Origin of the sequence: Agromyces lapidis, assembly GCF_009749405.1 — a bacterium.
GTDB lineage: Bacteria > Actinomycetota > Actinomycetes > Actinomycetales > Microbacteriaceae > Agromyces > Agromyces lapidis.
This window is the reverse complement of sequence record NZ_WBIQ01000010.1, coordinates 291,161-317,443: the sequence shown is the minus strand read 5'-3', so window position 1 is coordinate 317,443 and position 26,283 is coordinate 291,161. Positions and strand designations below refer to the sequence as shown.

26 protein-coding genes are annotated in these 26,283 nt (G+C 72.6%); 15 read left to right on the top strand and 11 right to left on the bottom strand.

The window, feature by feature from the left end:
* The first annotated feature begins 46 nt into the window (after window positions 1-46).
* Both GQQ93_RS17585 and GQQ93_RS17580 read left to right on the top strand, forming a co-directional pair.
* Complete coding sequence (locus GQQ93_RS17585; RefSeq protein ID WP_157425523.1) at window positions 47-4,411, top strand: endo-alpha-N-acetylgalactosaminidase family protein; 4,365 nt, start codon at window positions 47-49, stop codon at window positions 4,409-4,411.
* Window positions 4,412-4,753: 342 nt separating this feature from the next.
* The gene (locus GQQ93_RS17580) at window positions 4,754-5,119 is read left to right on the top strand and encodes a hypothetical protein (protein ID WP_157425522.1); all 366 of its coding nucleotides are present in this window, start codon (window positions 4,754-4,756) and stop codon (window positions 5,117-5,119) included.
* Here GQQ93_RS17580 and GQQ93_RS17575 read toward each other — a convergent pair whose 3' ends face one another.
* Window positions 5,120-5,932 carry a helix-turn-helix domain-containing protein gene (locus tag GQQ93_RS17575; RefSeq protein WP_170296235.1) on the bottom strand — a complete coding sequence of 271 codons (813 nt, stop codon included), beginning with the start codon at window positions 5,930-5,932 and terminating at the stop codon, window positions 5,120-5,122.
* 66 nt (window positions 5,933-5,998) lie between these two features.
* On the opposite strand from GQQ93_RS17575, the gene GQQ93_RS17570 reads away from it, so the two are divergent.
* Together GQQ93_RS17570 and GQQ93_RS17565 are read left to right on the top strand one after the other, a co-directional pair.
* Complete coding sequence (locus tag GQQ93_RS17570) at window positions 5,999-6,850, top strand: phytanoyl-CoA dioxygenase family protein (protein ID WP_157425520.1); 852 nt, start codon at window positions 5,999-6,001, stop codon at window positions 6,848-6,850.
* Window positions 6,847-7,692: a hypothetical protein gene (locus tag GQQ93_RS17565; RefSeq protein WP_157425519.1), complete on the top strand. Its 846-nt coding sequence runs from the start codon at window positions 6,847-6,849 to the stop codon at window positions 7,690-7,692. Before GQQ93_RS17570 ends, GQQ93_RS17565 begins: the two co-directional genes overlap by 4 nt.
* Before the next feature lie 39 nt (window positions 7,693-7,731).
* Here GQQ93_RS17565 and GQQ93_RS17560 read toward each other — a convergent pair whose 3' ends face one another.
* Together GQQ93_RS17560 and GQQ93_RS17555 are read right to left on the bottom strand one after the other, a co-directional pair.
* The gene (locus GQQ93_RS17560; protein WP_157425518.1) at window positions 7,732-9,084 is read right to left on the bottom strand and encodes a glutamyl-tRNA reductase; all 1,353 of its coding nucleotides are present in this window, start codon (window positions 9,082-9,084) and stop codon (window positions 7,732-7,734) included.
* A gap of 85 nt (window positions 9,085-9,169) precedes the next feature.
* On the bottom strand, window positions 9,170-9,892 hold the full coding sequence (locus GQQ93_RS17555; RefSeq protein ID WP_157425517.1) for a hypothetical protein: 723 nt from the start codon (window positions 9,890-9,892) through the stop codon (window positions 9,170-9,172).
* A gap of 417 nt (window positions 9,893-10,309) precedes the next feature.
* On the opposite strand from GQQ93_RS17555, the gene GQQ93_RS17550 reads away from it, so the two are divergent.
* From GQQ93_RS17550 to GQQ93_RS17520, 7 genes are all read left to right on the top strand, one after another.
* Entirely contained in the window at window positions 10,310-11,575 is a 1,266-nt protein-coding gene (locus tag GQQ93_RS17550; protein WP_246192396.1) for a MinD/ParA family ATP-binding protein, read from the top strand.
* A gap of 73 nt (window positions 11,576-11,648) precedes the next feature.
* Complete coding sequence (hemE, locus tag GQQ93_RS17545; RefSeq protein ID WP_157425515.1) at window positions 11,649-12,803, top strand: uroporphyrinogen decarboxylase; 1,155 nt, start codon at window positions 11,649-11,651, stop codon at window positions 12,801-12,803.
* Entirely contained in the window at window positions 12,800-14,317 is a 1,518-nt protein-coding gene (hemG, locus tag GQQ93_RS17540; RefSeq protein ID WP_281349930.1) for a protoporphyrinogen oxidase, read from the top strand. Before hemE ends, hemG begins: the two co-directional genes overlap by 4 nt.
* 103 nt (window positions 14,318-14,420) lie before the next feature.
* Window positions 14,421-14,882: a hypothetical protein gene (locus tag GQQ93_RS18155; protein WP_246192395.1), complete on the top strand. Its 462-nt coding sequence runs from the start codon at window positions 14,421-14,423 to the stop codon at window positions 14,880-14,882.
* Between the two features lie 39 nt (window positions 14,883-14,921).
* The gene (locus GQQ93_RS17530) at window positions 14,922-15,329 is read left to right on the top strand and encodes a phage holin family protein (protein WP_157425514.1); all 408 of its coding nucleotides are present in this window, start codon (window positions 14,922-14,924) and stop codon (window positions 15,327-15,329) included.
* Window positions 15,313-15,621 (top strand): DUF3618 domain-containing protein, encoded by a 309-nt coding sequence (locus tag GQQ93_RS17525; protein ID WP_157425513.1) that lies wholly within the window; start codon window positions 15,313-15,315, stop codon window positions 15,619-15,621. Before GQQ93_RS17530 ends, GQQ93_RS17525 begins: the two co-directional genes overlap by 17 nt.
* Before the next feature lie 26 nt (window positions 15,622-15,647).
* Entirely contained in the window at window positions 15,648-16,358 is a 711-nt protein-coding gene (locus GQQ93_RS17520) for a GntR family transcriptional regulator (protein WP_157425512.1), read from the top strand.
* Between the two features lie 103 nt (window positions 16,359-16,461).
* Here GQQ93_RS17520 and GQQ93_RS17515 read toward each other — a convergent pair whose 3' ends face one another.
* The 7 genes from GQQ93_RS17515 to idi are packed head-to-tail and all read right to left on the bottom strand — an operon-like array spanning window position 16,462 to window position 22,070.
* A complete protein-coding gene (locus tag GQQ93_RS17515) occupies window positions 16,462-17,346 on the bottom strand; it encodes a prenyltransferase (protein WP_157425511.1) in 885 nt (294 codons plus the stop codon).
* On the bottom strand, window positions 17,336-17,647 hold the full coding sequence (locus GQQ93_RS17510; protein WP_157425510.1) for a lycopene cyclase domain-containing protein: 312 nt from the start codon (window positions 17,645-17,647) through the stop codon (window positions 17,336-17,338). The genes GQQ93_RS17515 and GQQ93_RS17510 overlap by 11 nt, the downstream gene beginning before the upstream one ends.
* A complete protein-coding gene (locus tag GQQ93_RS17505; protein ID WP_157425509.1) occupies window positions 17,644-17,976 on the bottom strand; it encodes a lycopene cyclase domain-containing protein in 333 nt (110 codons plus the stop codon). The genes GQQ93_RS17510 and GQQ93_RS17505 overlap by 4 nt, the downstream gene beginning before the upstream one ends.
* Window positions 17,973-19,535 (bottom strand): phytoene desaturase family protein, encoded by a 1,563-nt coding sequence (gene crtI, locus GQQ93_RS17500; RefSeq protein ID WP_157425560.1) that lies wholly within the window; start codon window positions 19,533-19,535, stop codon window positions 17,973-17,975. The genes GQQ93_RS17505 and crtI overlap by 4 nt, the downstream gene beginning before the upstream one ends.
* A complete protein-coding gene (locus GQQ93_RS17495; RefSeq protein WP_157425508.1) occupies window positions 19,535-20,452 on the bottom strand; it encodes a phytoene/squalene synthase family protein in 918 nt (305 codons plus the stop codon). Before GQQ93_RS17495 ends, crtI begins: the two co-directional genes overlap by 1 nt.
* Window positions 20,449-21,510: a polyprenyl synthetase family protein gene (locus GQQ93_RS17490; protein WP_157425507.1), complete on the bottom strand. Its 1,062-nt coding sequence runs from the start codon at window positions 21,508-21,510 to the stop codon at window positions 20,449-20,451. The genes GQQ93_RS17495 and GQQ93_RS17490 overlap by 4 nt, the downstream gene beginning before the upstream one ends.
* Entirely contained in the window at window positions 21,507-22,070 is a 564-nt protein-coding gene (idi, locus tag GQQ93_RS17485; RefSeq protein WP_157425506.1) for an isopentenyl-diphosphate Delta-isomerase, read from the bottom strand. The genes GQQ93_RS17490 and idi overlap by 4 nt, the downstream gene beginning before the upstream one ends.
* A gap of 101 nt (window positions 22,071-22,171) precedes the next feature.
* On the opposite strand from idi, the gene GQQ93_RS17480 reads away from it, so the two are divergent.
* Window positions 22,172-22,738, top strand: coding sequence for a MarR family winged helix-turn-helix transcriptional regulator (locus GQQ93_RS17480; RefSeq protein ID WP_246192394.1), 567 nt, complete (start codon window positions 22,172-22,174; stop codon window positions 22,736-22,738).
* Window positions 22,739-22,751: 13 nt separating this feature from the next.
* Here the strand turns inward: GQQ93_RS17480 and GQQ93_RS17475 are convergent, their stop codons facing one another.
* The gene (locus GQQ93_RS17475) at window positions 22,752-23,195 is read right to left on the bottom strand and encodes a pyrimidine dimer DNA glycosylase/endonuclease V (protein WP_157425505.1); all 444 of its coding nucleotides are present in this window, start codon (window positions 23,193-23,195) and stop codon (window positions 22,752-22,754) included.
* Between the two features lie 115 nt (window positions 23,196-23,310).
* On the opposite strand from GQQ93_RS17475, the gene hemQ reads away from it, so the two are divergent.
* From hemQ to hemC, 3 genes are read left to right on the top strand one after another with little or no spacing between them, the layout of a single operon-like run.
* The gene (gene hemQ, locus GQQ93_RS17470; RefSeq protein WP_157425504.1) at window positions 23,311-24,063 is read left to right on the top strand and encodes a hydrogen peroxide-dependent heme synthase; all 753 of its coding nucleotides are present in this window, start codon (window positions 23,311-23,313) and stop codon (window positions 24,061-24,063) included.
* The gene (locus tag GQQ93_RS17465) at window positions 24,063-25,319 is read left to right on the top strand and encodes a ferrochelatase (protein ID WP_157425503.1); all 1,257 of its coding nucleotides are present in this window, start codon (window positions 24,063-24,065) and stop codon (window positions 25,317-25,319) included. Before hemQ ends, GQQ93_RS17465 begins: the two co-directional genes overlap by 1 nt.
* A complete protein-coding gene (gene hemC / locus GQQ93_RS17460; protein ID WP_281349929.1) occupies window positions 25,316-26,269 on the top strand; it encodes a hydroxymethylbilane synthase in 954 nt (317 codons plus the stop codon). The genes GQQ93_RS17465 and hemC overlap by 4 nt, the downstream gene beginning before the upstream one ends.
* Window positions 26,270-26,283: the final 14 nt, after the last annotated feature.

Below are 26,283 nucleotides of genomic sequence, written 5' to 3'. Positions count from 1 at the left end.
CGGGTCGATATGGACGCGTCGACTCGACGCGGGAATGGAGACGAAGATGCCTTCATCACGCCCACCGGGCCGCCTCTGGCGCCTCGGCATCGCGTGCGCGGTCGCGAGCGGAATGCTCGTACCGCTCGTGGCGACGCCCGCCGCCGCGGCCGAGGCCGCAACGGCCGACGGGTTCACCGCCCCCGCACCTGGCGCCTCGTTCGGCCTGCGGACGGGCGACCTCGCCGTGACCGCCGACGCCGGGTTCCCTCAGGTGATCGCGTACACCGACCGGGACTCGGGGGCCGTGATGCACGGCAACGACGTCACGATCGCCGCCGTCACGATCAACGGCACGGCCCAGCCCGTCGAGGTCGTCTCGCAGGCCGACGGGGGCAGCGCGGTCGACTACGTGCTCACGCCCACCGCGCTCGCCGGGGTCGCGATCGAGGCGCGGCTCTCGGTCAAGCGCAACGTCGTCACGATCGAGGTCACGAAGATCACCGACCCCGACGGGGTCGTGAAAACGCTGCAGATCCCCGACCACCGGCTCGTCACCGTCTCGTCGGCGGAGGCGGGCGCCGCGATCGCGGCGGCGAACCTCTCGGTCGACCGCGGCGCCTCGGGCGACGTGTTCCTGCCGGTCACCGCCGGCACGCCGCTCGACTCGGCCCCCAAGGGATCGAACACGATCATCGCCGACACGGGCGAGCTCGCCGCCGCCTTCGCGACGAACGCGCTCTACGACTCCTCGTCGGGGCCGAGCTCGAAGGACTCGGGCAACTTCTGGCGCCAGGCGGTCGCCGCAGACGGCGGCGTCGAGGTCGGCGTCGCGAGCGGACCGTGGCTCTACCGCGCGCAGGGGCAGGACGGAACGGAGGAGCTGCCCTGGGTCAAGGTCGCGATCACCCCCGACGCCAATGGCGACGAGGTCGTCGACTGGCAGGACGGCGCGATCGCGATGCGCGACATCCGCATCGCCCCCTTCAAGGGCGAGCAGACGCCCGAGAACGTCATCACCCACATCCCCTTCAACTTCGCCTCGCAGGCGACGCACCCGTTCCTGCGCACGCTCGACGACGTGAAGCGCATCGCGCTGAACACCGACGGGCTCGGCCAGGTGGCCATGCTCAAGGGCTACACGAGCGAGGGGCACGACTCGGCGAACACCGACTACGGCGACAACTTCAACGAGCGCGCCGGCGGCCCCGCCGAGCTCAACGCCGCGGTGAAGGCCGGCAAGAAGTGGAACGCCAGCTTCGGCGTGCACATGAACGCCACCGAGATCTACCCCGAGGCGAACTCGTTCAGCGACGAGATCGCGAACGAGAACGCCAAGGGCTGGAACTGGCTCGACCAGTCGTACTACATCGACCAGCGCTACGACCGTGCCTCGGGCGAGCTCGACCGGCGAATCGGCGAACTCGCGGAGGCGACCGACGACAACCTCGACTTCGCCTACATCGACGTCTACTACGAGCACGGCTGGCTCGCGCAGTCGCTGCAGGACTCGCTCGTGAAGCACGGCTTCCGCGTCGGTTCGGAGTGGGCCGACAAGCTCGCCGAGAACAACACCTGGTCGCACTGGGCCAACGACGAGAACTACGGCGGTTCGTCGAACAAGGGCGTGAACTCGCAGATCCTCCGCTTCGTGAACAACACGGAGGCCGATGTCTGGAACCCGCACCCGCTGCTCGGCACGAGCCACATCGTCGAGTTCGAGGGTTGGACGGGCCAGAACGACTTCGACGCGTTCCTCGAGAACGTGTGGACCGCGAACGTCCCGGCCAAGTTCCTCCAGCACCACGAGATCGTGCGCTGGGCGCCTGAGCGGATCGACCTCGAGGACGGGGTCAGCGTGACCGGCACCAGCGCCGCGGACCGCTCGATCACGGTCGACGGCGCCGAGGTGCTGCGCGGCGGCACCTACCTGCTGCCATGGTCGTCGAAGCCCGGCAATGACGCCGACAAGCTGTACCACGTCAATCCGGCGGGCGGGCAGACCACCTGGCAGCTCACCGACGACTTCGCGGATGCCACGTCGCTGCAGCTGTTCGCGCTGGGCGACGCCGGGCGCACGAAGGTCGCCGACCTGCCGGTCGTCGACGGTGCCGTCACGATCGACGCCGAGGCGGGTCAGCCGTACGTGCTCGCCGCGGGCACGAAGGCGACCGCCGCCTCGACGCTGCCGAAGAAGGCCTCGTTCGGCCAGGGCACGCAGGTCGTCGACCCCGGCTTCAACGGGCAGGATCTCGACGCATGGAACCCCGTGGGCGCGGCGAGCATCGAGCGCGACGATCGCGGACGCCGCGCCGCGGTGCTCGGCGCCGGCGAGTCCTCGATCAGCCAGCGGCTCGGCGAACTCGAGCCCGGCACCTACGCGGTCTCGGCCGACCTGGGGATCGCAGCCGGACAGACGCGCGCGACGACGCTCTCGGTCGACGTGCGCGGCGAAGACGGCGAGGACGCCTCGACGAGCATCGACAGCTCGGGCGCCGTCAACCTGATGGCCGCCGACGAGTGGCGCGACACGACCCTGCAGCGCCTGCGGACGTACGTCACGGTGACCGAGGACACGCGGCCGACGCTCACGATCGCTGCCGCCGAGGGCGACGCCCCGGTGCGCATCGACAACGTCCGCGTCGTCGCGAGCGACGACCCGGCCTCGGGCGACGACGTGCTCGTCGACGAGGACTTCGAGCAGGTCGACCAGGGCTGGGGCCCGTTCTTCAAGGGCGACGCCGGCGGTTCGACCGACCCGCGCACGCACATCGCGAAGCGCAACGAGCCCTTCACCCAGCAGGGCTGGAACGGCCGCAAGTTCGACATGGTGCTCGGCGGGGACTACTCGCTGATGGCCCACGAGGAGAACCGGGGTCTCGTGTACCGCACCAGCGAGTACACCGTGCCCTTCGAGGCCGGTCACCGCTATCGCGTCTCGTTCGACTACCAGAGCGGCGTCGCGGGCGCCTACTCGTTCGTGACCGGCGTCGACCAGATCGCCGCCGGCGCATCGAAGGCCGTCGACCTCACCTCGACCGAGTTCGGCGCCGTGCACGAGACGACCGAGTTCGTGCACGAGTTCGACGCACCCGCGTGCGGCGACCCGTTCGTCGGCCTCCGGCGCAACGCGGTCGGCGGCACCGGCTCGGACCTCATCCTCGACAACCTCCGCATCGTCGACCTCGGTGAGAGCGAGACCGCGGGTGCCTGCGCACGTCTCACCCTCGCGGCGCCGGTGAGCGGACTCGTGCCGGGCGAGGCGAACACCTTCACCACGAGCTTCACGAACCACGAAGCCGAGGCCGCGACGCAGGTGGAGACCACGCTCGTCGCGCCCGAGGGATGGACGGTCGCCCCGGTCGGCGCAGCCGAGTTCGCCTCGGTCGCGCCGGGCGCCACGGTGAAGACCACGTGGCGAGTGTCGGCCCCGGCCGACATCGAGCAGGGCGGCTACGAGATCTCGGCCGCCGCCGGTTACACCGTCGCGGGCGGAACGCGGAGCGTCGAGGCATCCGTCTCGGTGCCGACCCTGCCGCCGGGGCTGATCCCGCAGTCGCGACTCGCGATCGCGGGCGTGAGCGACGCCGAGCCGGGCACCGGTGACGGCAGTGCGCGCGCGGCGATCGACGGCAATGCGGCCACGATGTGGCACTCGGCCTGGTCGCAGGTGAACCCCGACACGCCGTACCCGCACTGGATCTCGCTCGACCTCGGCGACAGCTACGCCGTCGACGGATTCGACTACCAGGTGCGGCGCGGCAACGGCTCGATCAAGAAGTACGAGCTGTACCTCAGCGCCGACGGCACGAACTGGGGCACCCCGGTGAAGACCGGCGAGTTCGCGAGCACCGCCGAGGTGCAGCACCTGTCGTTCGCCGCGACGGACGCGCGCTTCGTGAAGCTCGTCGGCCTCAATGCGATCAACGGGGCGGCGTTCGCCGGCGCGAACGAGCTCAACGTCTGGGGCACCCGGGCTGCTGCACCGACGCCGTTGCCGAAGGACGCGATGACGGTCGTCGACGCCGACTCGGAGGAGACGGAGGGCGAGGACGGCGCCGCCGCGAACGTGATCGACGGCGACTCCGCGAGCTGCTGGCACAGCGAGTGGCTGAACGCCTCGCCGGCCTACCCGCACCACGTGTCGGTCGACCTCGGCGGCGCGCAGGAGCTCCGCGGCATCTCGATCCAGCAGCGTCCGGGCTCGGAGCCCAACGGCCGCATCAAGGGCTACGAGGTGTACGTGAGCGCTGACGGTACCGACTGGGGTTCCCCGGTCGCGTCCGGCGAGCTCGGAACCGGCACCGCACCGCAGCCCGTGATGTTCGACGCGCCGACCTCGGCGGGCTTCGTCAAGGTGGTCGCCACGAGCTCGCACAACGGGCAGCCGTGGGCCTCGATCGCCGAGCTGGAGTTCTTCGGCGTCGAGTGAGCGACCGGTGCCGGGCGGGCGGCCGCCCGCCCGGCGCCAACGGTGCGAGCGCCCCCGCGATCCTCACCGCGGGGGCGTTCGTGCGTCTAACCTGTGGGTCATGCACTCCGAAGGCGGATTCTTCGATCGGTTGCCCCTGCCTCCCGAGCCGGCGGCCCAACCGCCGATGCCGCCGTGGTGGCAGCCGCCGTCCGGCGAACTGCCGGGGCGGCTCGTGCTCGACGAGGTGCTCCATCGCGACGGCCGGCTCGTGATCGTGCTGCGCGAGCTGCGTCGCTTCTCGAACGGTCTCGAGGTGCGGTTCGGCTGGATGATGCGCCGCCGCGAGCTCGATCGCAGGGAGTGGAACGACCTGATGCTGCGGCGAGTGCACGAGCCCCCGGGTTCCGCGCCGACGGATTCCAGCTCGGCCTGCTCCTCGACGGCGGCACCCCCGTCTTTCCGCTCGGGTTCGCCGGAATCGAGCCGCGCGCGGATCCGACGCCGCCGACGCTCAGTGCGAACCACTCCGGCGGCGGAGGTGATGAGCAGGAGTACCGGGGAAGCTTCACCGGCTGGGTCTGGGCGCCCGCCGGGCTGCCCCGCTCGTCGCAGCTCGTGGTCGAGTGGCGGGACTTCGGGGTACCCGAGGTACGCCGGGTGCTCGAAGCTTCGCTCATCGACGCGATTCCCGAGGCACGGCGCCTCTGGCCCGACGACGAAGCGTAGCTACCGGCGGTGCCCCCTGCGGAACTGCGCAGGGCCGACGCCGACACGCTGGGTGAAGAGGCGCGAGAAGTACGCGGCGTCGTCGTAGCCGACGCTTGCGGCCACGGCCTGCACGGACAGCCCGGTGGACGCCAGCAGGCCGCAGGCGCGGTCGATCCGCGTGCCGATGACGAGCTCGTTGGGCGTGCCGCCGGTGACCTCCCGGACGTGCGCGCGGAGCGTGCTCACGCTGACGCCCGCGAGCGCGGCGCGGGCCGCGACATCCAGGTGCAGCCCGGCGTCGGCCTGCACCGCCGCGACCGTCGCCTCGCTCGCGGTCGACGAAGCGCGACCGGCGACCGAGTCGGCGAGGAGCCCCTGCGCGAGCATCGAGGCGTCGACGGCGGCCCGCCAGCCCGGGCGTCCGAGCGCATCATGCAGTGACGTGAAGCGGTCGAGCAGATCGTCGGGCAGCCGTGCACCCGGTTGCACGGGCCGGCGCCGGTCGAGCACGCCCATGCCCTCGAACGCGGCGGCCGTCGCCCCGGAGTAGAGCACCCAGTGCTCGGTCCAGCCCCGCGGCGAGGCGTAGTCGTGCGGGCGCTTCGGGAACACCTGGATCGTCGCCGGCGCCTCGACCTCGATCGTGCCGACGAACGGATCCCGGTAGACCCCCGATCCGCTCGAGACGAATACGACGGCGTAGTCGCCGAGACGACGCCGACCGCCCGAGAACCCCGGAGACGCGCCCTCGTGCCGACCGGCGCCGAGGCAGGCGAAGCCGTGCTCGACCAGGAGCGGATGCGACTGCGAGTAGATCGCCCAATCGGTCATGAAAGTCCAATTCTGTGCTGTCAGGAGTCTATTCCGCCTACTCTCGCCCGGGATCATGATGGATCCATGCTGACGTCGAACGGATACGTGCTCGAAGAAACTCCATCACGCCTGGGTGGACTCGAGCCCGTGCCGATGGATGAACGCGGCGACCGCGAGGCGCTGTGGACGCGGCTGCGGCGCGACGGCTACCTCTACCTCACCGGGCATCTCGCGCCCGAGGACGTGCTCGAGTTCCGCCGCTACTACTTCGAGGCGCTCGCCGAGGCGGGCCTCATCGCCGAGGGTTCCGACCCGGTCGACGGCATCGCCGCACCCCACGACGTCGACCGGGCCTCGTATCGGCGCATCCTCTTCGACGAGATCGTCCCGGGTGCGCAGTACGAGGCGCTCTGCCGGTCGCCGCGGATCGCCGAGTGGTTCGCCTGGCTGCTCGGCGACGACGTGCACCTGCACCGGCGCAAGATCATCCGCCACACCAAGCCGGGCGAGCAGGGGATCGGCACCGCCACGCAGGCGCACTACGACCTCGTGTACCTGCGGGAGGGCAGCGACCGGGTGCTCTCGATGTGGATCCCGCTCGGCGACATCCCGCTCGAGCGCGGCGGCCTGGCCTACCTCGAGGGCAGCCACCGGCGGGTCATGGCGCAGGAGGCGGCGGGCGAGCTCCGCCACCCGGCGGCCTCGATCACCGCGGACCTCCCCGGCCTCGCCGACGAGTACGACACGCGCTGGCTCGTCGCCGACTACGCCGCCGGCGATGTCATGGTGCACTCGGCGCACATCGTGCACGCCGGCCTCGACAACGTCGACACCGAATCGCGCATGCGTCTGTCGACCGACATCCGGTACCAGCGGATGTCGGAACCGATCGACTGGCGCTGGCAGAACCACTGGCACCTGGACGACGGGCTGTGAGCGGGCCGGGCCAGGGCTCCCGCGAGCGGTCCACGAGCCCCGCCCCGCCGCTCGTGCTCATGCCGGACTGGGGCAGCGACCTCGGGCAGTCCGAGCTCCCGGCGGCGGCCGTGGCGGCGGGATACGACGGCGTCGAACTGTGGTGGCCAGCCGGTCGCCGGGCGCAGGGCGAGCTCGCGGAGGCGGTGGCCGCGTCGGACGCCGCGCTCGCGCTGCTCGTCACGAGCGCCGCCGACGATCCGGCGGCGCACGCCGACGAGATCGAGCAGCAGATCGACGAGATCGACCGGTCGGGGCTCCCGGCCGAGCACGTCACGCTGCACCTCGGGCGGGACCACTGGGACGTCGCGCTGCATCACGAGCTCGCCGTGCGGGTCGTCGGCTGGCGGCGTCGCTTCGGGCGCAGCATCCTCGTCGAACTGCACCGTGGTCGGATGCTGCACTCGGCGCACCACTCCCTCATGCTCCTCGTCGAGCATCCCGAGCTGCGCGTCACGTTCGACATCTCGCACTGGATCGTCGTCGCCGAGTCGATGCTCGACGATCAGCAGGCCGCCGTCGACCTCGCGATCGCGCGCGCCGATCACATCCACGCGCGCATCGGGCACCCGCAGGGACCGCAGGTGACCTCGCCCGAGGCGATCGACCCGGCGATCGTCGAACGCCACTTCGCCTGGTGGGGGAGGATCGTCGATCGCATCAGGAGCGAGGGACGCAGGCCCGGGCTGCTCGCGGAGTTCGGCCCGGTGCCGTACGCGCCGGCGGGGCGCGATGGACGGGCCGTCGTCGACCCGTCGCGGTCGAACCGCTGGATCATGGGGGAGACGCGCCGCAGGTTCTGAGCCGTCGCCCCACGCCTGCTCGCGGTCGAGTGAGGCGGGTCAGTGCAGCTCGTCGGCGCGCACGCCGAAGACCGCCTCGAGCCCGTCGATCCAGGCGCGCTGCTCGCCCGAGCGCGCGTACTCGCGCGAGCGCACCATCGGGGTGTGCAGGAGCACGCCGGCCATATGGCGCAGCGCCGCCTCGACGCGCTCGTCGGTCGCGGCGTCGCCGGTGCTGCGCGAGCGCGCACGGGCGATCTCGGCGTCGAGCACGCCCTGCACGTGCGAACGCAGCGCGACGACCGAGGGGGCCAGGTCGAGCTCTTCGCCGACGGCGCCGAAGTTGCGGGCCGCCCGGTCGACGATGATGCGGGCGTCGTCGGTCGCGCCGAGCTCTTCGAGCGGGGCATGGCGGCGGATCGTCTCGAGGTCGAGGAGTTCGACGCCGTCGACCTCGACGACGTCGGTCGCGACGTTGCGCGGCATGCCGAGGTCGATGACGAGTTGGCGCGCATCGTGCGCGGCCTCGGGCGCAGGGCACCAGGCGCGGAACTCCGCGAGCACGGCCGAGGATGAGGCATCCGGTGCCGTGTGCGAGGCGGCGAGCGTCGCGCGGCCGCCCTCGAGCAGCACCCCGTCGACGACGTGGTGATCGGCCGTCGTGCACGTGATGATGACGTCGGCCGCCGCCGCGGCGACCGCGTAGCCGGCGTGCGACACCGCGGTGATGTCGTGGTTGCGGGCGAACTTCGCGGCTCGCCCCGACGGGGAGTAGACGCGCACGTCGTTCGCACCGCGGTCGCGGAGTGCGGCGAGCGTCGCACCCGCGTACTGGCCGGTGCCGACGAGCAGCACGCGCGCGGCCGACCAGTCGCTGACACGGCTCGAGGCGAGTTCGAGCGCGAGACGCACGAGCGAGCGGCCGGCGCCGCCGACGCCGGTCTGGTTCTTGACCCGGCGCGAGGTCTGCGAGGCGCGCTGGAACAGGCGCTCGAGCTCGGGGGTCGTCGTGCCCTCGGCGCGGGCGCGCTCGAGCGAGCGGCGCACCTGGCCGGCGATCTCGCCCTCGCCGACGACGACCGATTCGAGCCCGGAGGCCACCGAGAAGAGGTGGCCGGCGACGGCGTTGCCGTGCACGAAGCCGAAGGTCGCGCGCAGCTCGTCGGGCTCGAGGCCGGCGACGTCGCTCACGGCGCGGATGGCCTCGTGCACCGCGGGAACGGGGGAGTGGCCCTCGGGGGCGTCGAGGTCGAGGTAGGCCTCGAAGCGGTTGCAGGTCGCGACGACGACCGCGCCCTGGAGCGTGTCATGACGGTCGAGGATGCGCGGCGCGGCGGACTCCGCGTGCGCCGACAGACGCTCGAGTGTGTCGAACCCGGCGTTCTTGTGGCTCGCGGTCAAGCAGATGAGCACTCGTAGATTCTACCCGCGGTCGAAGGCGAGGATGACTCGTGACGTCACCGCTGCCGATCCGCCGCGCAGCGCAGCCGCTCGGGCCCTAGCGGACCCCGGCGTAGATCTGCCCCGGACGGATCACGGGGATCGCCCCCGTCACGGGCGGCGGCTCGATGCCCTCGGCGCGCAGCGCCTCGCGATGCAGGGCCTTCCAGCTGCGGAGGAGCGCGTAGAACGGTGCGTCTGTCATGGCGTACGCGCCCGGGCGCGGGTCGCTCAGGATGATGGGGAGCTCGGCGCTCGTGCCGCCGCGGCGCACCCGAAGCACGAGCACCGACACGACCGCGCCGCCGACGACCATCGAGTCGCTGCGGATGTTGCGCACCTCGCGCCAGGGGAAGAGGGCGGCACGGCTCGGGCGGCGGCCGCCGTTCCAGAACGCGACCCCGAGTTCGTCGACGACGATCGAGTAGCGCGCGGCGAGGCGGATCTGGTGCGGCTCGTCGTTCCGCAGCTCGTTGAGCTCGGCCACCAGCATGCGCGTGCGGATGCCGGAACTCACCTGCCCGCGGACGCTCGCCTCGAGGGCGCGGCGACGAGCTCGGCAGCGCGTGCCCTGCGCGATGCGGACGAGCAGCCAGACGGCCAGGCCGACCGCGACGCCGGCGGCGACCGCGACCGCGGCGTCGCCGTTCGGGACCGCGGGAAGGAGCGGCACGAGTCGTTCGAGGCGGCCGGCGCCGAGCACGAGACCGGCGACGACGAGCGCCGCGCAGAGTGCGATGAGGGCGGTGAGCTTGCCGCGATGCGGGGCGGCGGCGTTCATCGGATGCCTCGCGGGCGACGGGGGGCGCGACGGGCGGGCGAGAGGGGCATGACGGACGACAGTGTTCGGGACATGGATTCTCCGTGGGGGCGGAGGCGCATCGCCGCGCGACGCGTCGTCGTGCGTGGGTGGCGCACAACGACTCCGACCTTAGCGCGCGGCACGCGCCGGTGGGAAGCGTCTGTGAGCATTCCTTCCTCTCGGCCCCGCCACCGCCGGGCGGGAGCCCGGAGGCCCCGCTGGTGCCCTCCCACGGGAGCCGGACCGCACCGGCTACGCTCGAATGCGGGGGAATCGCACCGCATTCGGCCGGGGGCCGGGTGCCGTTCGGCGATCGCGGCGGTTCCCCGCGACGCGCATGGGGGGAATGTGAACGGGAGCACCAGTCAGCCGACCGTCTACGTACGGTCGAGCACGGTGGCCGAGGTCCATATCGACGGAGAGGTCGAGCAGGTGATCGCGTCGAGCCGCGATGCGCTGACCGATCGCATCGTCGAGGCGGTCCGACTGCGGGCGGCGTCCGCGGGGAGCCCGCTGACGGCGCAACTCGTCGACGGCGCCCGGAGTTGGCCGCTCGTCATCCACCCGGACGGCTCGGTGACGATGCCCGACGCCGCGCCGGGGCATCCGCAGCCGGCCGCGACCGTCTCGGACACGGTGCCGGACGCGATCCCGCCCGCCCCTGTCCCCGTCCCCGCGCCTGCGCCGGTTCCAGCGGCGCCCGTCCGATCCGCTGCGGCCGAGCTCGGCAAGCCGACCGTGGACGACCTGCTCAACAGCCGCAGCCGCCCGCGTCGCGACCGGGCGACGACCGGCTGGCGAGGCGCCGTGCGGAAGGCGACCCGGGGCGCGATCTCACCGGCGCCCAGCCGCGCCGAGCGGTCGCGACTCGAGCGCGAGCGCGCGGTGCAGCGTCGCTTCGGCGGGCCGCGCACGATCGTCATCCTGAACCCCAAGGGCGGCGCCCACAAGACGACGAGCACCCTGCTGCTCGCGGCGACGTTCGGAACGCTCCGCGGCGGCTCGACCCTCGCCTGGGACAACAACGAGACCCGCGGGACGCTCGGGTGGCGCGCGCAGCACGCGCCGCACCATCGCACCGCGGTGGACCTGCTGGGCGACCTGCCGAGCTTCACCGATGCGGATGCCTCGAGCCTCGCCCGCCTCGACGCGTACGTACGCACGCAGGTCGACGCCCGCTTCGACGTGCTCGCGTCCGACGAGGATGCCACCGCGTCGTCCACGATCGATGCGGCCGCGTTCGACCGGCTCCACGATGTGCTGGCGAAGTACTACCGGATCATCCTCATCGACACCGGGAACAACATGCGGGCGTCGAACTGGATCGCCTCGGTCGCCGCGGCCGACCAGCTCGTCATCGTGTCGACCGTGCGCGAGGACACGGCGGCCAGCGCCGCGTGGCTCCTCGACGGGCTTCGGGAGAAGGGCTTCGGGCAGAAGGTCGACGAGGCCGTGACGATCCTGGCTGCGCCGTCGGCCCGCCCCGACCCCGAACTCGTCGCCCGGCTCGAGTCGCACTTCTCGCAGGTCACCTCCGCCGTCACCCGGGTGCCGTTCGATCCGGCGCTGGTCGACGGCGGCCCGATCGACTTCGAGGCGCTCTCGGACAGCACTCGCGACGCGTGGCTGTCCGCGGCCGCGGTGATCGCGGAGCGGCTGTAGCCGCAAGCCGTCTCCGAGCCCGGCCACAGGGGCGCCGAGCGTCCCGAAGTTCCTCCCAGTCCGATGCGAGACAATGTCGGGCGTGATCCTCTCCCCGCAGCATCCGCTCTCCGCAGGCCTGACCTCCGACTCGCGACTCGTGCGGGCCTACCGCGGGGAACGCGCCGACACGACCCCCGTCTGGTTCATGCGTCAGGCGGGCCGCTCGCTGCCCGAGTACCGCGACCTCCGAGTCGGCACGCGCATGCTCGACGCCTGCCTCGACCCGGCGATGGCGAGCGAGATCACGCTGCAGCCGGTTCGCCGTCACCAGGTCGACGCGGGCATCTTCTTCAGCGACATCGTCGTGCCGTTGAAGCTCGTCGGCGTCGACGTCGAGATCCAGCCCGGCCGCGGCCCCGTCTTCGGCAGGGGCTACGCGGATGCCTCGGCGGTCGCCGAGTTGACGGCGATCGACCCGGCACGCCTCGACGAGGCATCCGGACCGATCGCCGAGGCGGTCGCGCAGACGATCGCCGAGCTCGCGACGACCGACAACGGCTCGGGCACCGCGACGCCGCTCATCGGCTTCGCCGGAGCGCCCTTCACCCTCGCGGCGTACCTCACCGAGGGCGGCCCCTCGAAGGACCACCTCGCGGCCCGCACCCTCATGCACGCCGACCCCGGCGCCTGGCGCGCGCTCATGGAGTGGACCGCCGAGCTCACCGGTCGGTTCCTGCGCACCCAGGTGCTCGCGGGAGCCTCCGCCGCACAGCTCTTCGACTCGTGGGCCGGCGCGCTCTCGCTCGCCGACTACGAGGCGCACGTCGCGCCCGCATCGGCGAAGGCGCTCGCGCACGTCCACGACCTCTCGTACGAGGTCACGGATGCCGCGGGGCGGACCCAGCCCGCCCGCCCGGTGCCCGTCGTGCACTTCGGCGTCGGCACCGGCGAGCTGCTCGGTGCCATGAAGGAGGTCGGGGTCGACGTGGTCGGCGTCGACTACCGGGTGCCGCTCGCGGTCGCGGCCGAGCGGGTCGGGCCGGGGGTGCCGCTGCAGGGCAACCTCGACCCCGCGCTGCTCGCGGCGCCGTGGCCGGTGCTCGAGGCCGCCGTGCGCGAGGTGCTGCGCCAGGCCGAGGCCGCCCCCGCCCACGTCTTCAACCTCGGACACGGCGTGCCGCCCGAGACCGACCCGACCGTGCTCACCCGCGTCGTCGAGCTCGTGCACGAGGCGGGCGCGGCGTGAGCGACGCGGTGCCCGCGGAGGTCGAACGGCGCTCGGCCGTCGTCGTCGTGATCGGCGGCGGCGTCGCCGGCATGGTGGCGGCACTCGAGTGCGCGAAGATCGGTCTCGCCGTCACGATCGTCGAACGCCGCGACGAGCTCGGCGGATGCGTCGGTCGCATCGAACTCGACGGGCTCACCCTCGACTCGGGCGCCGAGTCGTTCGCGACGCGCGGCGACGGCGTCGCCGAGCTGCTCACCGCACTCCGCCTCGACGACGAGGTGGTCGACCCGAACCGCGCCGGCGCATGGCTCGTCTGGGGCGATGGCAGCGGCCTCGACGCGGCACCGCTGCCGAAGACGGGCGTGCTCGGCATCCCCGCGAACCCGCTCGGCGACGACGTGCGCCGCATCATCGGCTGGAGCGGGGCGACCCGCGCCTACGCCGACCGGCTCAAGCCGATCCTGCGCATCGGCCGCGCGCACAGCCTCGGCGAGCTCGTGCGCTCGCGCATGGGCCAGGCCGTGCTCGACCGGCTCGTGGCCCCGATCTCGTCGGGCGTGTACTCGGCCGATCCCGAGCTGCTCGACCTCGACCTCGTCGCTCCGGGCCTCAACGAGGCGATGACCCGCACCGGTTCGCTCTCGGGCGGCGTCGGCCAGCTCGTGGAGCAGCGCAAGGCGGGCGGGGCCGTCCGCGGCCTGCGCGGCGGAATGCACACGCTCGTCGATGCGCTCGCCCGCGAGCTCGAGCGCTTCGGCGTGACCGTGCTGACCGGGGTCGAGGTCACCGGGCTCGAACGCGACGCCGCGGGCTGGACGGTCCGCGGCGACCGAATGATCGCCGCCGCCGACGCCGCCGCCACCGCCGTCGCCGCGGACGCCGACGCCCGGCCCGAGCGCGTCGAGCTCGGCGCGCCCGACGTCGTGATCGCCGCCGCGGCGCACACCTCGCTCGGCCTCCTCGAGGCGGCCGTCGAGGGGTGGGAGGCGACGACGGACTGGCCGCAGGGGGCATCCATCGAACTCGTGACCCTCGTGCTCGACGCGCCGGCGCTCGACGCCGCGCCCCGTGGAACCGGGGTGCTGGTCGCCGCCGACGCGCCCGGGGTCGCCGCGAAGGCGCTCACCCACTCGACCGCGAAGTGGTCGTGGCTCGCCGAGGCCGCGGGTGGACGCCACGTCGTGCGCCTCTCGTACGGTCGCGCCGGTCAGGCGAACCCGCTCGACGGGCGCGGCGACGAGGAGGTCGCGGCACTCGCGCTCGCCGATGCGAGCGCCCTGCTCGGCGTGCCGCTCGAGGCGGGGATGCTCCGTGCCGCAGGCCGCACCGTCTGGCGCGACGCCGTCTCGCACGCCGCCCTCGGGCAGCTCGACCGGGTGCGCTCGCTCGAGGAGACGATCGCGGCCGAGCCGGGCATCGAGGTCACCGGTTCCTGGGTCTCGGGCACGGGGCTCGCGTCGGTCGTCCCGCACGCGAAGGCGGCGGCGGCGCGCGTGCGGCACCGCCGCGTGGCGCCCGACGGCACTGCATAGCCGAAACGGAATATTTCGTCGCAACCCCCTTGCGCGGCTCCGTGCGGGGTCTACGCTGGAGGGGTCGCTGCATGCGCCGCAGTGCGGAAAGTCGGGGGTGCACATGAAGGGCAAGGTCCTCTTCGTCGTCGGACTCGGGGTCGGGTACGTGCTCGGCACCCGGGCGGGTCGTGAACGCTACGAGCAGATCAAGCGCGCGGCCGAGGGGGTCTGGAACACCCCGGCCGTGCAGCAGGGCGTCGACACCGTGAAGGGTTTCGCCGCAGACAAGGTCGGCGACCTCTCCGACAGCGTGCTCGACGGCGTCAAGACGCTCATCGGCAACGCGACCCGCGGCTCCGGTGCCACCAAGCGCGACGTCTCCGACGCCGCAGCCAAGGCCCGGCAGGGCGTCTCCGAGGGGGCGCGTGCGACGAAGTCGGCGGTCGACAACGTGGCCGACACGTTGAGCGAGGCGATCGACTCCGCGGCCGACGTGGCCGAGAGCGCCGCGAAGCCGTCGAAGACGACGAAGCCGACGACCAAGGCCGCTCCGAAGCGGGGCAGCACGTCGCGCGGCGCCTAGCCCGCGGCATCCGACTCACAGAATCGAGGTGACCGCGCGATGGCCGCACCGACGAACGACGAACGCTCGCTCTTCACACTGATCGGCGAACTGCCCGACACGATCTCCAACCTCGTACGCGCCGAGATCGACCAGATCAAGGCCGAGGTCAGCTACAAGGTCAAGCACTTCGGCATCGGCTCGGGCTTCTTCGTCGTCGCCCTGGTCGTCCTGCCGTTCCTGATCTTCACCCTGCTCGCCGCCGCGATCTTCGCGCTCGCACTCGTCATGCCGGCCTGGGCGGCCGCGCTCGTCGTCTCCGGGGTGCTGCTGCTGATCATCGCCGTGCTCGTGTGGATCGGCATCGTGAACTTCAAGCGGGGCTCGGAGCCCCTCGAATCGGTCGAGAGCCTGAAGGCCGACCTCGACGCCCTGAAGGGAACGGGTGACTATGACCGCCGCTACTGACGCCCCGCGCCCCTCGAAGCGCGAGGCGGCCGAACGCCGGCGCAACCTCACCCGCGTCGAGGCCCGCGCCGCCTCGGCCAGGGCGCGCGCCGAATTCGCCGGCACGCTCGACGCCCTCGAAGACAAGCTCAACGTGCCCAAGCAGGTGGGCCTCCGGGTCGACCGGGCGAAGGTGTCGCTGAAGGCGTTCTACGACGAGCAGCCGGGAGTCGCGATCGCGGCCGCGGTCGGCGTCGCGGCTGCGGTCGGCGGCCTCGTCTGGCTCATCGTGCGATCGAAGCTCGGCGACTGAGCGGCACGAGACGAGAGGATGCCCCGGTGTCGCCGCACTCCGCTGACACCGCCGTCGAACGGGTGGCGGAGGCGCTGCGCGCCGAGATCCTGAGCGGCACGGTCGCGCTCGGATCGCCGCTGCGCGAGGAGGCCGCAGCCGAACGGTTCGGGGTGTCGCGCCACACGGTGCGATCGGCGTTCCAGCGGCTCGTCGCCGAGCGGCTCGCCGTGGCCGAGGCGTACCGCGGGGTGCGGGTCGTGAGCTTCGACCCCGACGAGATCGTGGCGCTGCAGCAGTTGCGGGCGGCGCTCGAGGGCGAGGCGGTGCGGATCGCCGGCGAGCGTCACGGGACGACGTGGCCCGATGCGGCGCTGGCCCCGGCCGTCGCCGTGCTCGAACGGCTCGAGGAGATCGCCGAGGCCGCGCCCGGGGCGCGGCCGCCGGCCGTCGACGCGGGCGCGGGCACGAGCAGCGGCACGGATACCGGCGACGGTATCGACTGGCTCGAGGTGGAGCGACTGCACGCCGACTTCCACCGCGCGGTCGTCGCGGCCTCGTCGAGCCCCCGCATCGTCGAGGCGCACGACGCGCTCGGCAGCGAGCTGCTGCTGTTCCTGCTGCACGTGCGGCCGCACTACACGCTCGAGGGGCTCATCGCCGAGCATCGCGAACTGCTCGGAGCCGTGCAGCTGCGCGGCGCGGAGGCCATGCGCGAGCACCTCGCCCACTCGACCGAGCTGCTGCTCCGGAGCTGACGCTTGCCCGGTCCTCCCGGTCGAGGAGGATGCGGACCCACCGCGATTTCTCCGAATGCCTGGCGGTGCAGTGGGCGACGGGCCGGCGACGGGGCCGGTGCGGCTACGCGGTGATCGCGGCGTACCAGATGAGCAGCATCGTCACGAGGAAGCCGACGACGTAGTTGATTGCGAGGAAGCGGCGCCATCCCGCGTTCGCGCTGCCCGAGTCGTCGTCGCTCAGGGCCGAATACGGCAGCGCGGCCGCGAGATAGGGCACCACGAGGAACGCTGCGAGCGGGCCCGGCCAGTCCGTCGCGAGCATGAGCAGTCCGGCGACCGTCCAGGCCGCGATCGCGAATCGCACCGTGCGCCGCGCCCCGAGCACCGTCGCGATGGAGGCGATGCCGCCCGCCCGATCGGGCACGATGTCCTGCACGGCGCCGAAGGCGTGGCTCGCGACGCCCCACGCGAGGAACGCCGCGAGCAGCGCGACGAGCGGCGGCGTGAACGTCGCGCCCGCGAGCACGAGCCCGTAGACGGCCGGGCTCACGAAGTGCACGCTCGAGGTCAGCGAGTCGAGGAACGGCACCTCCTTGAAGCGGAGCCCCGGCACCGAATATGCCGCGACCGCGAAGAGGCTCACGGCGAGCACCGCCCAGGAGGCGGGACCGCCGAGCAGCACGAGCGCGACGACGAACGGCACGCACAGGCCGACCGCGGCGACGATCGTCAGCCGGTGCCGGCCCGGCTCGAGCAAGGCGCCCTCGACGCCGCCCTTGCGAGGGTTCGCGGCGTCGGAGGCGTAGTCGAAGACGTCGTTGATGCCGTACATGGCGAGGTTGTACGGCACGAGGAAGAAGAGCGTGCCGATGACCAGGGCGGGGTCGATCTCGCGGGTCGTCAGCAGGTAGGCGGCCGCGAACGGGAAGGCCGTGTTCACCCAGCTCAACGGGCGGGAGGCGGTGAGGAGCTCGGCGGCGACGCCGCGCCGGGTGTCAGTCGGCATGATCGGCCTCCGTGGGGGCGAGGAGGTTCCAGAGTCCGCTGAGCAGGAGCACGCCCGCGATCGGGTAGGCGAAGTCCTCGATCGGGGCGAGGCCGATGCGCACGCCCCAGATGCGGGCATCGCTGTAGCCGAAGAGCCCGGTCGCGATCATGATCGTGTCGAACACCGCGGTCAGCACGACGAGGGCGATCGCGGTGAGCACCAGAGCGCGGAGATGGCCGCGGGGAGCGCGGCGCCAGCCGAGGGCCGCGACGAGAGCCGCGACCGCGAGGAAGGGGAGCGAGAGCAGTGCGTAGCTCATCGTCGCACCTCCCGCGCGGCGGGCACGCGCAGTGCGCCCGTGTAGAGCACGAGCGTGAGATAGCCGAGGAACACGAGGAAGACGAGCTCCTCGAGCGGCAGCTCGGGTGCGAGCAGCACTCCCGTGCTCACGGGGTTCTCGCCCCGGTGGAAGATGCCGAGTCCGATGCCCGCGAGATCCCAGAGCAGGAAGAAGGCGAGCCCCAGCGCGAGCACGAGGGCGGCGCGCCACGCCCGGCCCGGCGCCGCGAACACGAGCCGGAACCGCAGGTCGAGCAGCACCATGCAGGCGAGGCCGCCCGCCAGGATCGCGAGGTACGCGAAGCTCATGCCGGCACGCTCCGCACCGTCGGCTCGGGCAGCGGGCCGCTGCCGCGCTCGCCGCGGACGGCCTTCAGCACGAGCTCGGCGCTGATGAGGCACATCGGCAGTCCGATGCCGGGCACCGTCGTCGCCCCGGCGAAGTACAGCCCCTCGACCGTCGGTGAGGCGGTGCGGCCGCGGAAGAACGCGCTCTGCCGCAGCACGTGCGCGGGCCCGAGCACCGAGCCCCGCCATGAGTTGAAGTCGTCGGCGAAGTCGGCCGGGCCGACCGTGCGGCGCACGACGATGCGTTCGGCGAGATCGGTCTCGCCCGTCCACGCGGCGATCTGCGCGATCGCGGCATCGGCGACGCGCTCGACCACGGGGTCGCCGGCGCCGCCGGTTCCGCCGTGGCCGAGGCGGGGGTCGGCGGGCACCGGCACGAGCACGAAGAGGTTCTCGTCGCCCTCGGGAGCGACCGTGGGGTCGCTCGCGCTCGGCATGCAGACGTAGAGCGACGCCGGGTCGGGCACCGACGGCGAACGGCCGAAGATGCTCGCGAAGTTGCCCGCCCAGTCCTCGGTGAAGAGCAGGTTGTGATGCGTCAAGCGTGGGAGCCGCCCGCGCACGCCGAGCATCACGAGCACCGCGCCCGGCCCGGGATCGGCGCGTCGCCACGACGCCTCCGAGCGGCTGCGGTGTTCGGGCGGCAGCAGGGCCTGCTCGGTGTGATGCAGGTCGGCCGCGGAGACGACGAGGTCGGCCTCCGCCGTGTGCTCGGCACACGAGGCGTCGAGGTGGCGGATGCCCCGGGCCGCACCCGACTCGACGACGATGCCGGTCACCCGTGCCTTCGTGAGGATGCGCGCCCCGGCCCGTTCGGCGAGCCGGCCGATGCCGTCGATGAGCTCGCGGAAGCCGCCGAGCGGGTAGCGCACGCCGTCGTCGAGGTCGAAGTGGCTCATCAGGTGGTACATGCTCGGGGCCGCCTGCGGCGAGGTGCCGAGGAACACCGCCGGATAGCCGAGCACCTGGCGGAGCCGCTCGTCGCGGAACCCCGCCGCGACGAAGCGGTCGAGCGGCTGCAGCAGCAGGCGGGTCAGTCGCCCGAGGCGGCGGAGCACCTGCGGCGCGACGAGCGCGCCGGGCGAGGAGAAGTCGGTGTAGAGGAAGTGATCGATCGCGAGGCGCGCCGTCTCGCCCGCCGAATCGAGGTGGCGTTCGAGCGCCCGCCCCGCGCCCGGCTCGATCGTCTCGAACGTCGCGACCGAGCGTGCCCGGTCGGCGCCGAGGTCGACGGGGTCGGGCCGGCCCTCGAAGAACACCCGGTAGCCCGGATCGAGGCGCACGAGCTCGAGCTCGGCGGCGGTCGTCGTGCCCATCAGTCGATAGAAGTGCTCGAACACCTCGGGCATGAGGTACCACGACGGCCCGGTGTCGAAACGGAAGCCCGAGGCATCCCAGCGGCCCGCGCGACCGCCGATCTCGTCGCCCTGCTCGTAGACGGTGACCTCGTGGCCGTCGCGGGCCAGGAGCGCCGCGGTCGCGAGCCCCGCGATGCCCGCGCCGATCACGGCGACGCGCATCACGCCGTCACCTCGTGAGCGTGCGCGTGCGCCGGCGCGACAGGATGCGCCCGTGAGGCCGCGGCACGGACGAGCAGCAGCAGCTTGCGCGTCGTCGGCACGCTCACCCGGGTCGTCAGCAGCTCGTCGGCGGGGGTGCGCCGCAGGCGCTCGGCGAGGGCGGAGAAGAGCGCGTGCGCAGCGGCGACGGCCCGGCGGCATCCGCCCGGCAGTTCGCCGACGACCTCGCCCGCGATCGCGAGGTCGCGATCGATGTCGTCGAGGAGGCGGTGCTTCTCGGCCTCGCCGAAGTGCCGCGGGTCGACGCCGGGGAAGTACCGGCGGTCGAGGGCGCCGACGTCGTCGGCGAGATCGCGCAGGAAGTTGACCTTCTGGAAGGCGGCGCCGAGGTGGCGGGCGCCGCGCTGCCAGCGCGCGTCGCGCTCGGCGTCGGCGGGGAGCCCCTCGCTGAAGGCGCGCAGGCACATGAGGCCGACGACTTCGGCCGAGCCGTAGACGTAGTCGCGCAGCTCGGCCTCGTCGAACGAGACCTGGTCGAGGTCGCGACGCATCGAGGCGAAGAAGGGGCGCGTGAGCTCGGGGCCGAACCCGGTGGACCGCGCGGTCTGCGCGAAGGCGTGCACGACGAGGTTCGAACTGTACCCGCGGGCCGTCGCGGCCTCGGTCTCGGCCTCGAGGGCGTCGAGCAGCTCGCGGCGCTCTGCGACGTCGAGCCCGGCCTCGGCGGCGGGGCCGTCGACGATCTCATCGGCGATGCGCACGAGGGCGTAGAGGTCGGCGAGGTGCGTGCGGATCGCGGGCGAGCAGAGCCGGCTCGCGAGTCCGAACGAGGTCGAATAGCGCGAGATCACCTGCGCGGCGCTCTGCCTGGCCGTGCGGTCGTAGAGCGCGAGGCCGGTCGGTGCGGCGGCGCTCATCGCGCACGCTCCACGCAGCGGCGGGCCGTCGCCGTGAGCGACGCCGTCAGCCGTGGGGGCAGCCCCGCCCGCTCGACGGCGGCGACCGCGTCGGCGCAGCGCTCGTCGATGAGCCGTTCGACGCGGTCGCGCGCCCCGCTCGACTCGATCACGCCCCGCAGGCGGGCGGCGCCCGCCTCGTCGAGCTCGGGGAGGCCGAAGTCCGCGGCGACCGAGTCCCACGCCGCGTGCTCTCGGGCGTAGGCGATGAGCAGGGTCTCCTTGCCCTCGCGGAGGTCGCCGATCACCGACTTGCCGGTGACGGGGGCGGCGCCGAACACGCCGAGCACGTCGTCGCGCAACTGGAACGCGACGCCGAGGTGGCGGCCGATCGCGCCGAGCTCGAGCACCGCGTCGGCGGGCGCTCGACCGAGTACCGCGCCCGCCTGCAGCGGGGCGCTGAACGAGTAGGAGGCCGTCTTGTGCTCGATCATCGCGAGGATGTCGCCCTCGCCGGGCGCGGCGCCCGACTGGCCCACGTCGGCGTGCTCTCCGGCGGCCGCCAGGAACACGCACTCGTCGAGGATGCCGAGCAGCAGCTCGCGCACCCCGACGGGGGCGTCGAGCCCGGCGACGACGCGGTGCGCGCCGCTCAGCAGCAGGTCGCCCGCGAGGATCGCCGACGCCTCGCCGAGTTCGTTGGCGCGGGTGCTCGAGAGGCCGCGTGCGAGGCCCTCGATCGCGAAGCGGCCGGCGACGTTCGGTGCACCGCGGCGCACGAGATCGTGGTCGATGACGTCGTCGTGCATGAGGAAGGCGGTGTGCAGCAGTTCGAAGGCTGCGGCGAGGCGCACCGCTTCGACCGAAGTCGAACCGGTGAAGGCGGCGTGGGCCTCGAGCACGAGCGCGGGTCGGATGCGCTTGCCGCCGGCGGCGCCGTCGCGGGCGGCCTGCCACAGCAGCACGTAGTCGCGGCCGTGCCCCGTCGCCCGATCGAGACGCTCGGTGAACCATCGGTCGAGGTACTCGTCGACGGCCGCCCGGTCGTCGACGGTGCGGTCGAGCGTCGCGCCGATCATGAGGCGATCGCCTCGCGCGCGACGTGGGAGCCGCTGAGGAACGGCAGCAGTCTCGCCTGCAGGACGAACCACGGACTGAACGCCCAGGGGGCGTGCTCGATGGCGAGGGCGAGTCGCTCGAGTTCGACCCAGCGGTAGTCCATCACCTCGCCGGGGTGCGGCTGGGGCGTCGAGGTCGTGGTCGCGGTGTAGACGGGGCACAGCTCGTTCTCGACGACACCGGAGGCGTCGGTCGCGCGGTAGTGGAAGGTCGGCAGGACGGGCTCGATGCGATCGAGGGCGAGCCCGAGCTCGAACTCGCCGCGGCGTCGGATCGCATGGACCAGTGTCTCGGCGGGCGCGGGGTGGCCGCAGAACGAGTTCGTCCACACCCCGGGCCAGGCCTGCTTCGCGAGGGCGCGCCGCGTCACGAGCAGCTCGCCCCGGTCATTGAAGACGTGGCACGAGAAGGCGAGGTGCCTGGCGGTGTCGGCGCCGTGCACGCTCGATTTCGGCGCCCGCCCGATGGGGCGATCGTGCGCGTCGAGCAGCACGACCTCTTCGATGTCGTCGGGACCCATGCTCGCTCCATCCCTCGATGACCGCGCACTCGCGATCATTCACCTGCTTTGGCTAGTAATTAGCTTAGCAAGAATAACGCCGACTGCGCTAGAATCACTCCATGGCAGAAACGGGGGAGCCGGCGCACGACGTCCGAGCGGCGATGCACGACCCCCGGGTCTTCGACGCCGGCGGAGAGCTCGTCGACCGCACGGGTCTCGACGACGTCGAGATCGACCAGATCGTGCGGGTCATGCAGAGCCTGCGCGAATGGCACGACGCGGCGCGGCGGATGAGCGAGGCCTCGAGCCGCTACATGAAGCTCAACGAGACCGACATGCGGGCCCTGCGCTTCCTCATCGCCGCGCGCAACCAGGGCGAGATCGCAACGCCCGGCGCGCTCAGCGACTACCTCGGCATCTCGAGCGCCTCGATCACGAAACTCCTCGACCGTCTCGAACGCGGCGACCACATCACCCGCGCTCCGCACCCGAGCGACCGTCGCGCACTCGCCATCACCGTCACCGATGAGACCCGGGCGGTCGCCCGCGAATCGGTCGGCCGCCTGCACGCACGGCGATTCGCGGCGGCCGCGGCGCTCGCCCCCGCCGAGCGCGAGGTCGTCATCCGCTTCCTCGACGCACTCAGCGCGACCGAGCTCGAGCTCGAGCTCGAGCACGAGGGCTGAGGCCGGCCGGCGCTCAGGCTTGGGGGCGTGCCCGCTCCCACGGGGCGACCGGCCCCTCGACCACCGAGAACAGCGGATGCGGCTCGGGAGCGCCCACCACGGCCCAGCGCAGGGCGAGTTCGGGGCTGCGTGCCTCGAGCTTCGCCATGAGGTGCCGCCACTCGAGGCTCAGCTGCCCGGTCGCGACCTCGATCGTGACGGGTCCGGCGCTGCGTCGATGCACCTTGCTCGCGTCGAAGCGGTAGCCGCGCTCGCCGGCCTCATCGGCGACGCCCGCGAGATAGTCGCCGATCGCACCGAGCGGGTCGGGCAGTTCGCGGAAGCGCTCGAGCTGCGGGTGGTTCGTGTACCCGCGGGTCGCGCCCTCGAGCACCGCCTGCGCGAGCAACGTCTCGCGCCAGCAGGCGGTGAGGCCCTGCCGGTCGAGGTAACGGGGATGCACCGACCAGATCCGCATGGCAGGCAGCCTATGCCGAGCAGCCCACGACCCGCGGCCCGCCGAACGAGCGGCGCGGGCGCGAGGCATCCGCATCGCTTTTGGCCGTTCGCGCGGAAAGGGGGAGACTGGAGGCATGTCTTCCCCCGCTGCCGAAGCGGCAGCCGACGCGTTCCAGAACAACTCCGATGCTGCAGGGGCCGACGGCCAGCAGTCACCAGAGGGCTACACGGTCTTCGCGGTGCTCCGTCGTGACCCCGCCCGCCCCGACGACTTCGACGGGCACGACGTGCGCCGCGTCGTCGAGGAGCTCGACGGCGTGATCTCGCTCGTCGAGAACGAGGGCGTGACCCTCCGCGGCATCTACGACGTCTCGGGCCTCCGCGCCGACGCCGACGTCATGCTGTGGCTGCACGGCCCGACCGCCGAGGGTCTCCAGTGGGCGCTCCGCGAGCTGCGTCGCGCTCGCCTCCTGAAGACGCTGCTGCCGACGTGGAACGCGATGGGCGTGCATCGCGACGCCGAGTTCAACAAAGCGCATGTGCCCGGCTTCCTCCGCGGCCTCGAGCCGAAGACCTGGATGACGGTCTACCCCTTCGTGCGCAGCTACGACTGGTACCTGCTCGACCCGGCCGAGCGCAGCCGCATGCTCGCCGAGCACGGCCGCAAGGGCGCCTCGTTCCGCGGCGCGATCGCGAACACGGTCAGCGCCTTCGCCCTCGGCGACTACGAGTGGCTGCTGCCGATCGAATCCGACGAGCTCACAGAGCTCGTCGACATGATGCGCGAGCTCCGCGCCACCGATGCCCGCATGCACGTGCGTGAAGAGGTGCCGTTCTACACCGGTCGACGCATCACGACCGCCGAACTCGTGGAGGTGCTGCAGTAATGGCCGCCACCAACCTCGGGTCCACGGGCGCTGAGGGCGCCGCGCCCGCTCGTGGCCGCAAGCCCGGCCCCGCGGCATCCGCACCCTGCGTGCCCGGCGCGATCGTGCCCGGCGCGACCCCTGCCGCCCAGCAGGGCGCCGAGCACGTCACCGAGCCGGTCGCGTACGACGCGATCCTGCTCGCCGGCTTCGGCGGCCCCGAGGGGCAGGACGACGTGATCCCGTTCCTCCGCAATGTGACGAGCGGGCGCGGCATCCCCGATGAGCGCCTCGAGGAGGTCGCGCACCACTATCGCCACTTCGGCGGTGTCAGCCCGATCAACGAGCACAACCGCGAGCTGAAGGCGGCCCTCGAGGCCGAACTCGCGAGCCGCGGCGTCGAGCTGCCCGTGCTCTGGGGCAACCGCAACTGGGATCCGTATCTCAACGACGCGCTCGCCGAGGCGAAGGCCGCAGGTCACACGAAGCTCATCGCCATCGCAACGAGCGCGTACAGCTCGTACTCGAGCTGCCGCCAGTATCGCGAGGACTTCGCCGACGCGCTCGCCGACACCGGGCTCGGCGACGTGATCCAGATCGACAAGGTGCGCCAGTTCTTCGACCACCCCGGCTTCGTGCAGCCCTTCGTCGAAGGGGTGCGCGACGGCATCGCGACGCTGCTCGAGCAGAACCCCGACCTCGAGCGTTCCGGCATCGAGGTCCTCTTCGCCACCCACTCCATCCCCTCGACCGACGCCGCGAAGTCCGGCCCGGCCGACCGCGGCTTCGGCGAGGGCGGCGCGTACGCGGCGCAGCATCGCGCCGTCGCCGAGGTCGTCATGCGCGAAGCGGGCGCCGACGACGTCGCATGGCAGCTCGTCTACCAGTCGCGCTCGGGGCCCCCGTCGATGCCGTGGCTCGAGCCCGACATCAACGACGCGATCGCCGAACTCCCGGCGGCGGGCCGATCGGCCGTCGTGATCGTGCCGCTTGGCTTCGTGAGCGACCACATGGAGGTGCTCTGGGACCTCGACAACGAGGCACTCGAGACCGCAGGCGAGCACGGGCTCGCGGCGGTGCGCGTGCCGACCCCCGGCACGCACCCCGCGTACGTCGCCGGCCTCGTCGACCTCGTGCTCGAGCGCGTGAACGGCACCCCGGTCGCCGAGCGCCCCGCGGTCACCGAGCTCGGCCCCTGGTACGACGTGTGCCGCCCGGGCTGCTGCGAGAACGTGCGCCTCGGGTTCCGTCCCGCCCTCGCAGGGATCGCGCCGTGAGCACCGTCATCCGGGTCGGCACCCGCGGCAGCGCACTCGCGATGGCGCAGACGCGCCAGATCTCCGAGCGGATCGCGAAGGCCGCCGGGGCCGAGATCGAGCTCGTGCCGATCACGACCCAGGGCGACACCTCGCGCGCCTCGCTCGCCTCGATCGGCGGCACCGGCGTCTTCGCCGCGGCGCTCCGCGAGGCGCTGCTCGCGGGGGAGTGCGACCTCGTCGTGCACTCCCTGAAGGACCTGCCGACGGCCGAGCACGAGGGACTCCGCCTCGGCGCCGTGCCGAAGCGGGTCGACGCCCGCGACGTGCTGTGCGCCCGCGACGGGCTCACCCTTGCAACGCTGCCCGAGGGCGCGCGCGTCGGCACCGGTTCACCGCGGCGGATCGCGCAGCTCGGCGCCGCACGCCCCGACGTCGTCGCGGTCGACCTCCGCGGCAACATCGACACCCGGCTCGGCAAGGTCGAGTCGGGCGAGCTCGACGCGGTGCTGCTCGCCGCCGCCGGGCTCGGCCGCCTCGGGCGGCTGGATGCCGCGACCGACCACCTCTCGCTCGGCGACTGGCCGACCGCGCCGGGCCAGGGCGCCCTCGCCATCGAGGTGCGGCGCGAACGCGGCGACCGCGACCTCGAGCGGGCCCTCGAGGCGATCGACCACGCCGCCACCAGGGCCACCGTGCTGGCCGAGCGCCTCGTGCTCGCCGGACTCGAGGCGGGATGCGCGGCCCCCGTGGGCGCGACCGCGTTCATCGAGGACGAACTTCTGTTCCTGACGGCGAGCGTGTACAGTGCCGACGGGACGCGGCGACTCACCAGCTCGCACGCGGCCACCCCCGAAAGCCGCTCGGCCGCCGATCTGGCGGATGCGGCACGCGACGTCGCAGACCGCGCCGTCGACGAACTCCTCGGCAACGGCGCCGCAGACCTCGTTCCCCCTGAGGAGCAGCCGTGACTGAATTCGAACCG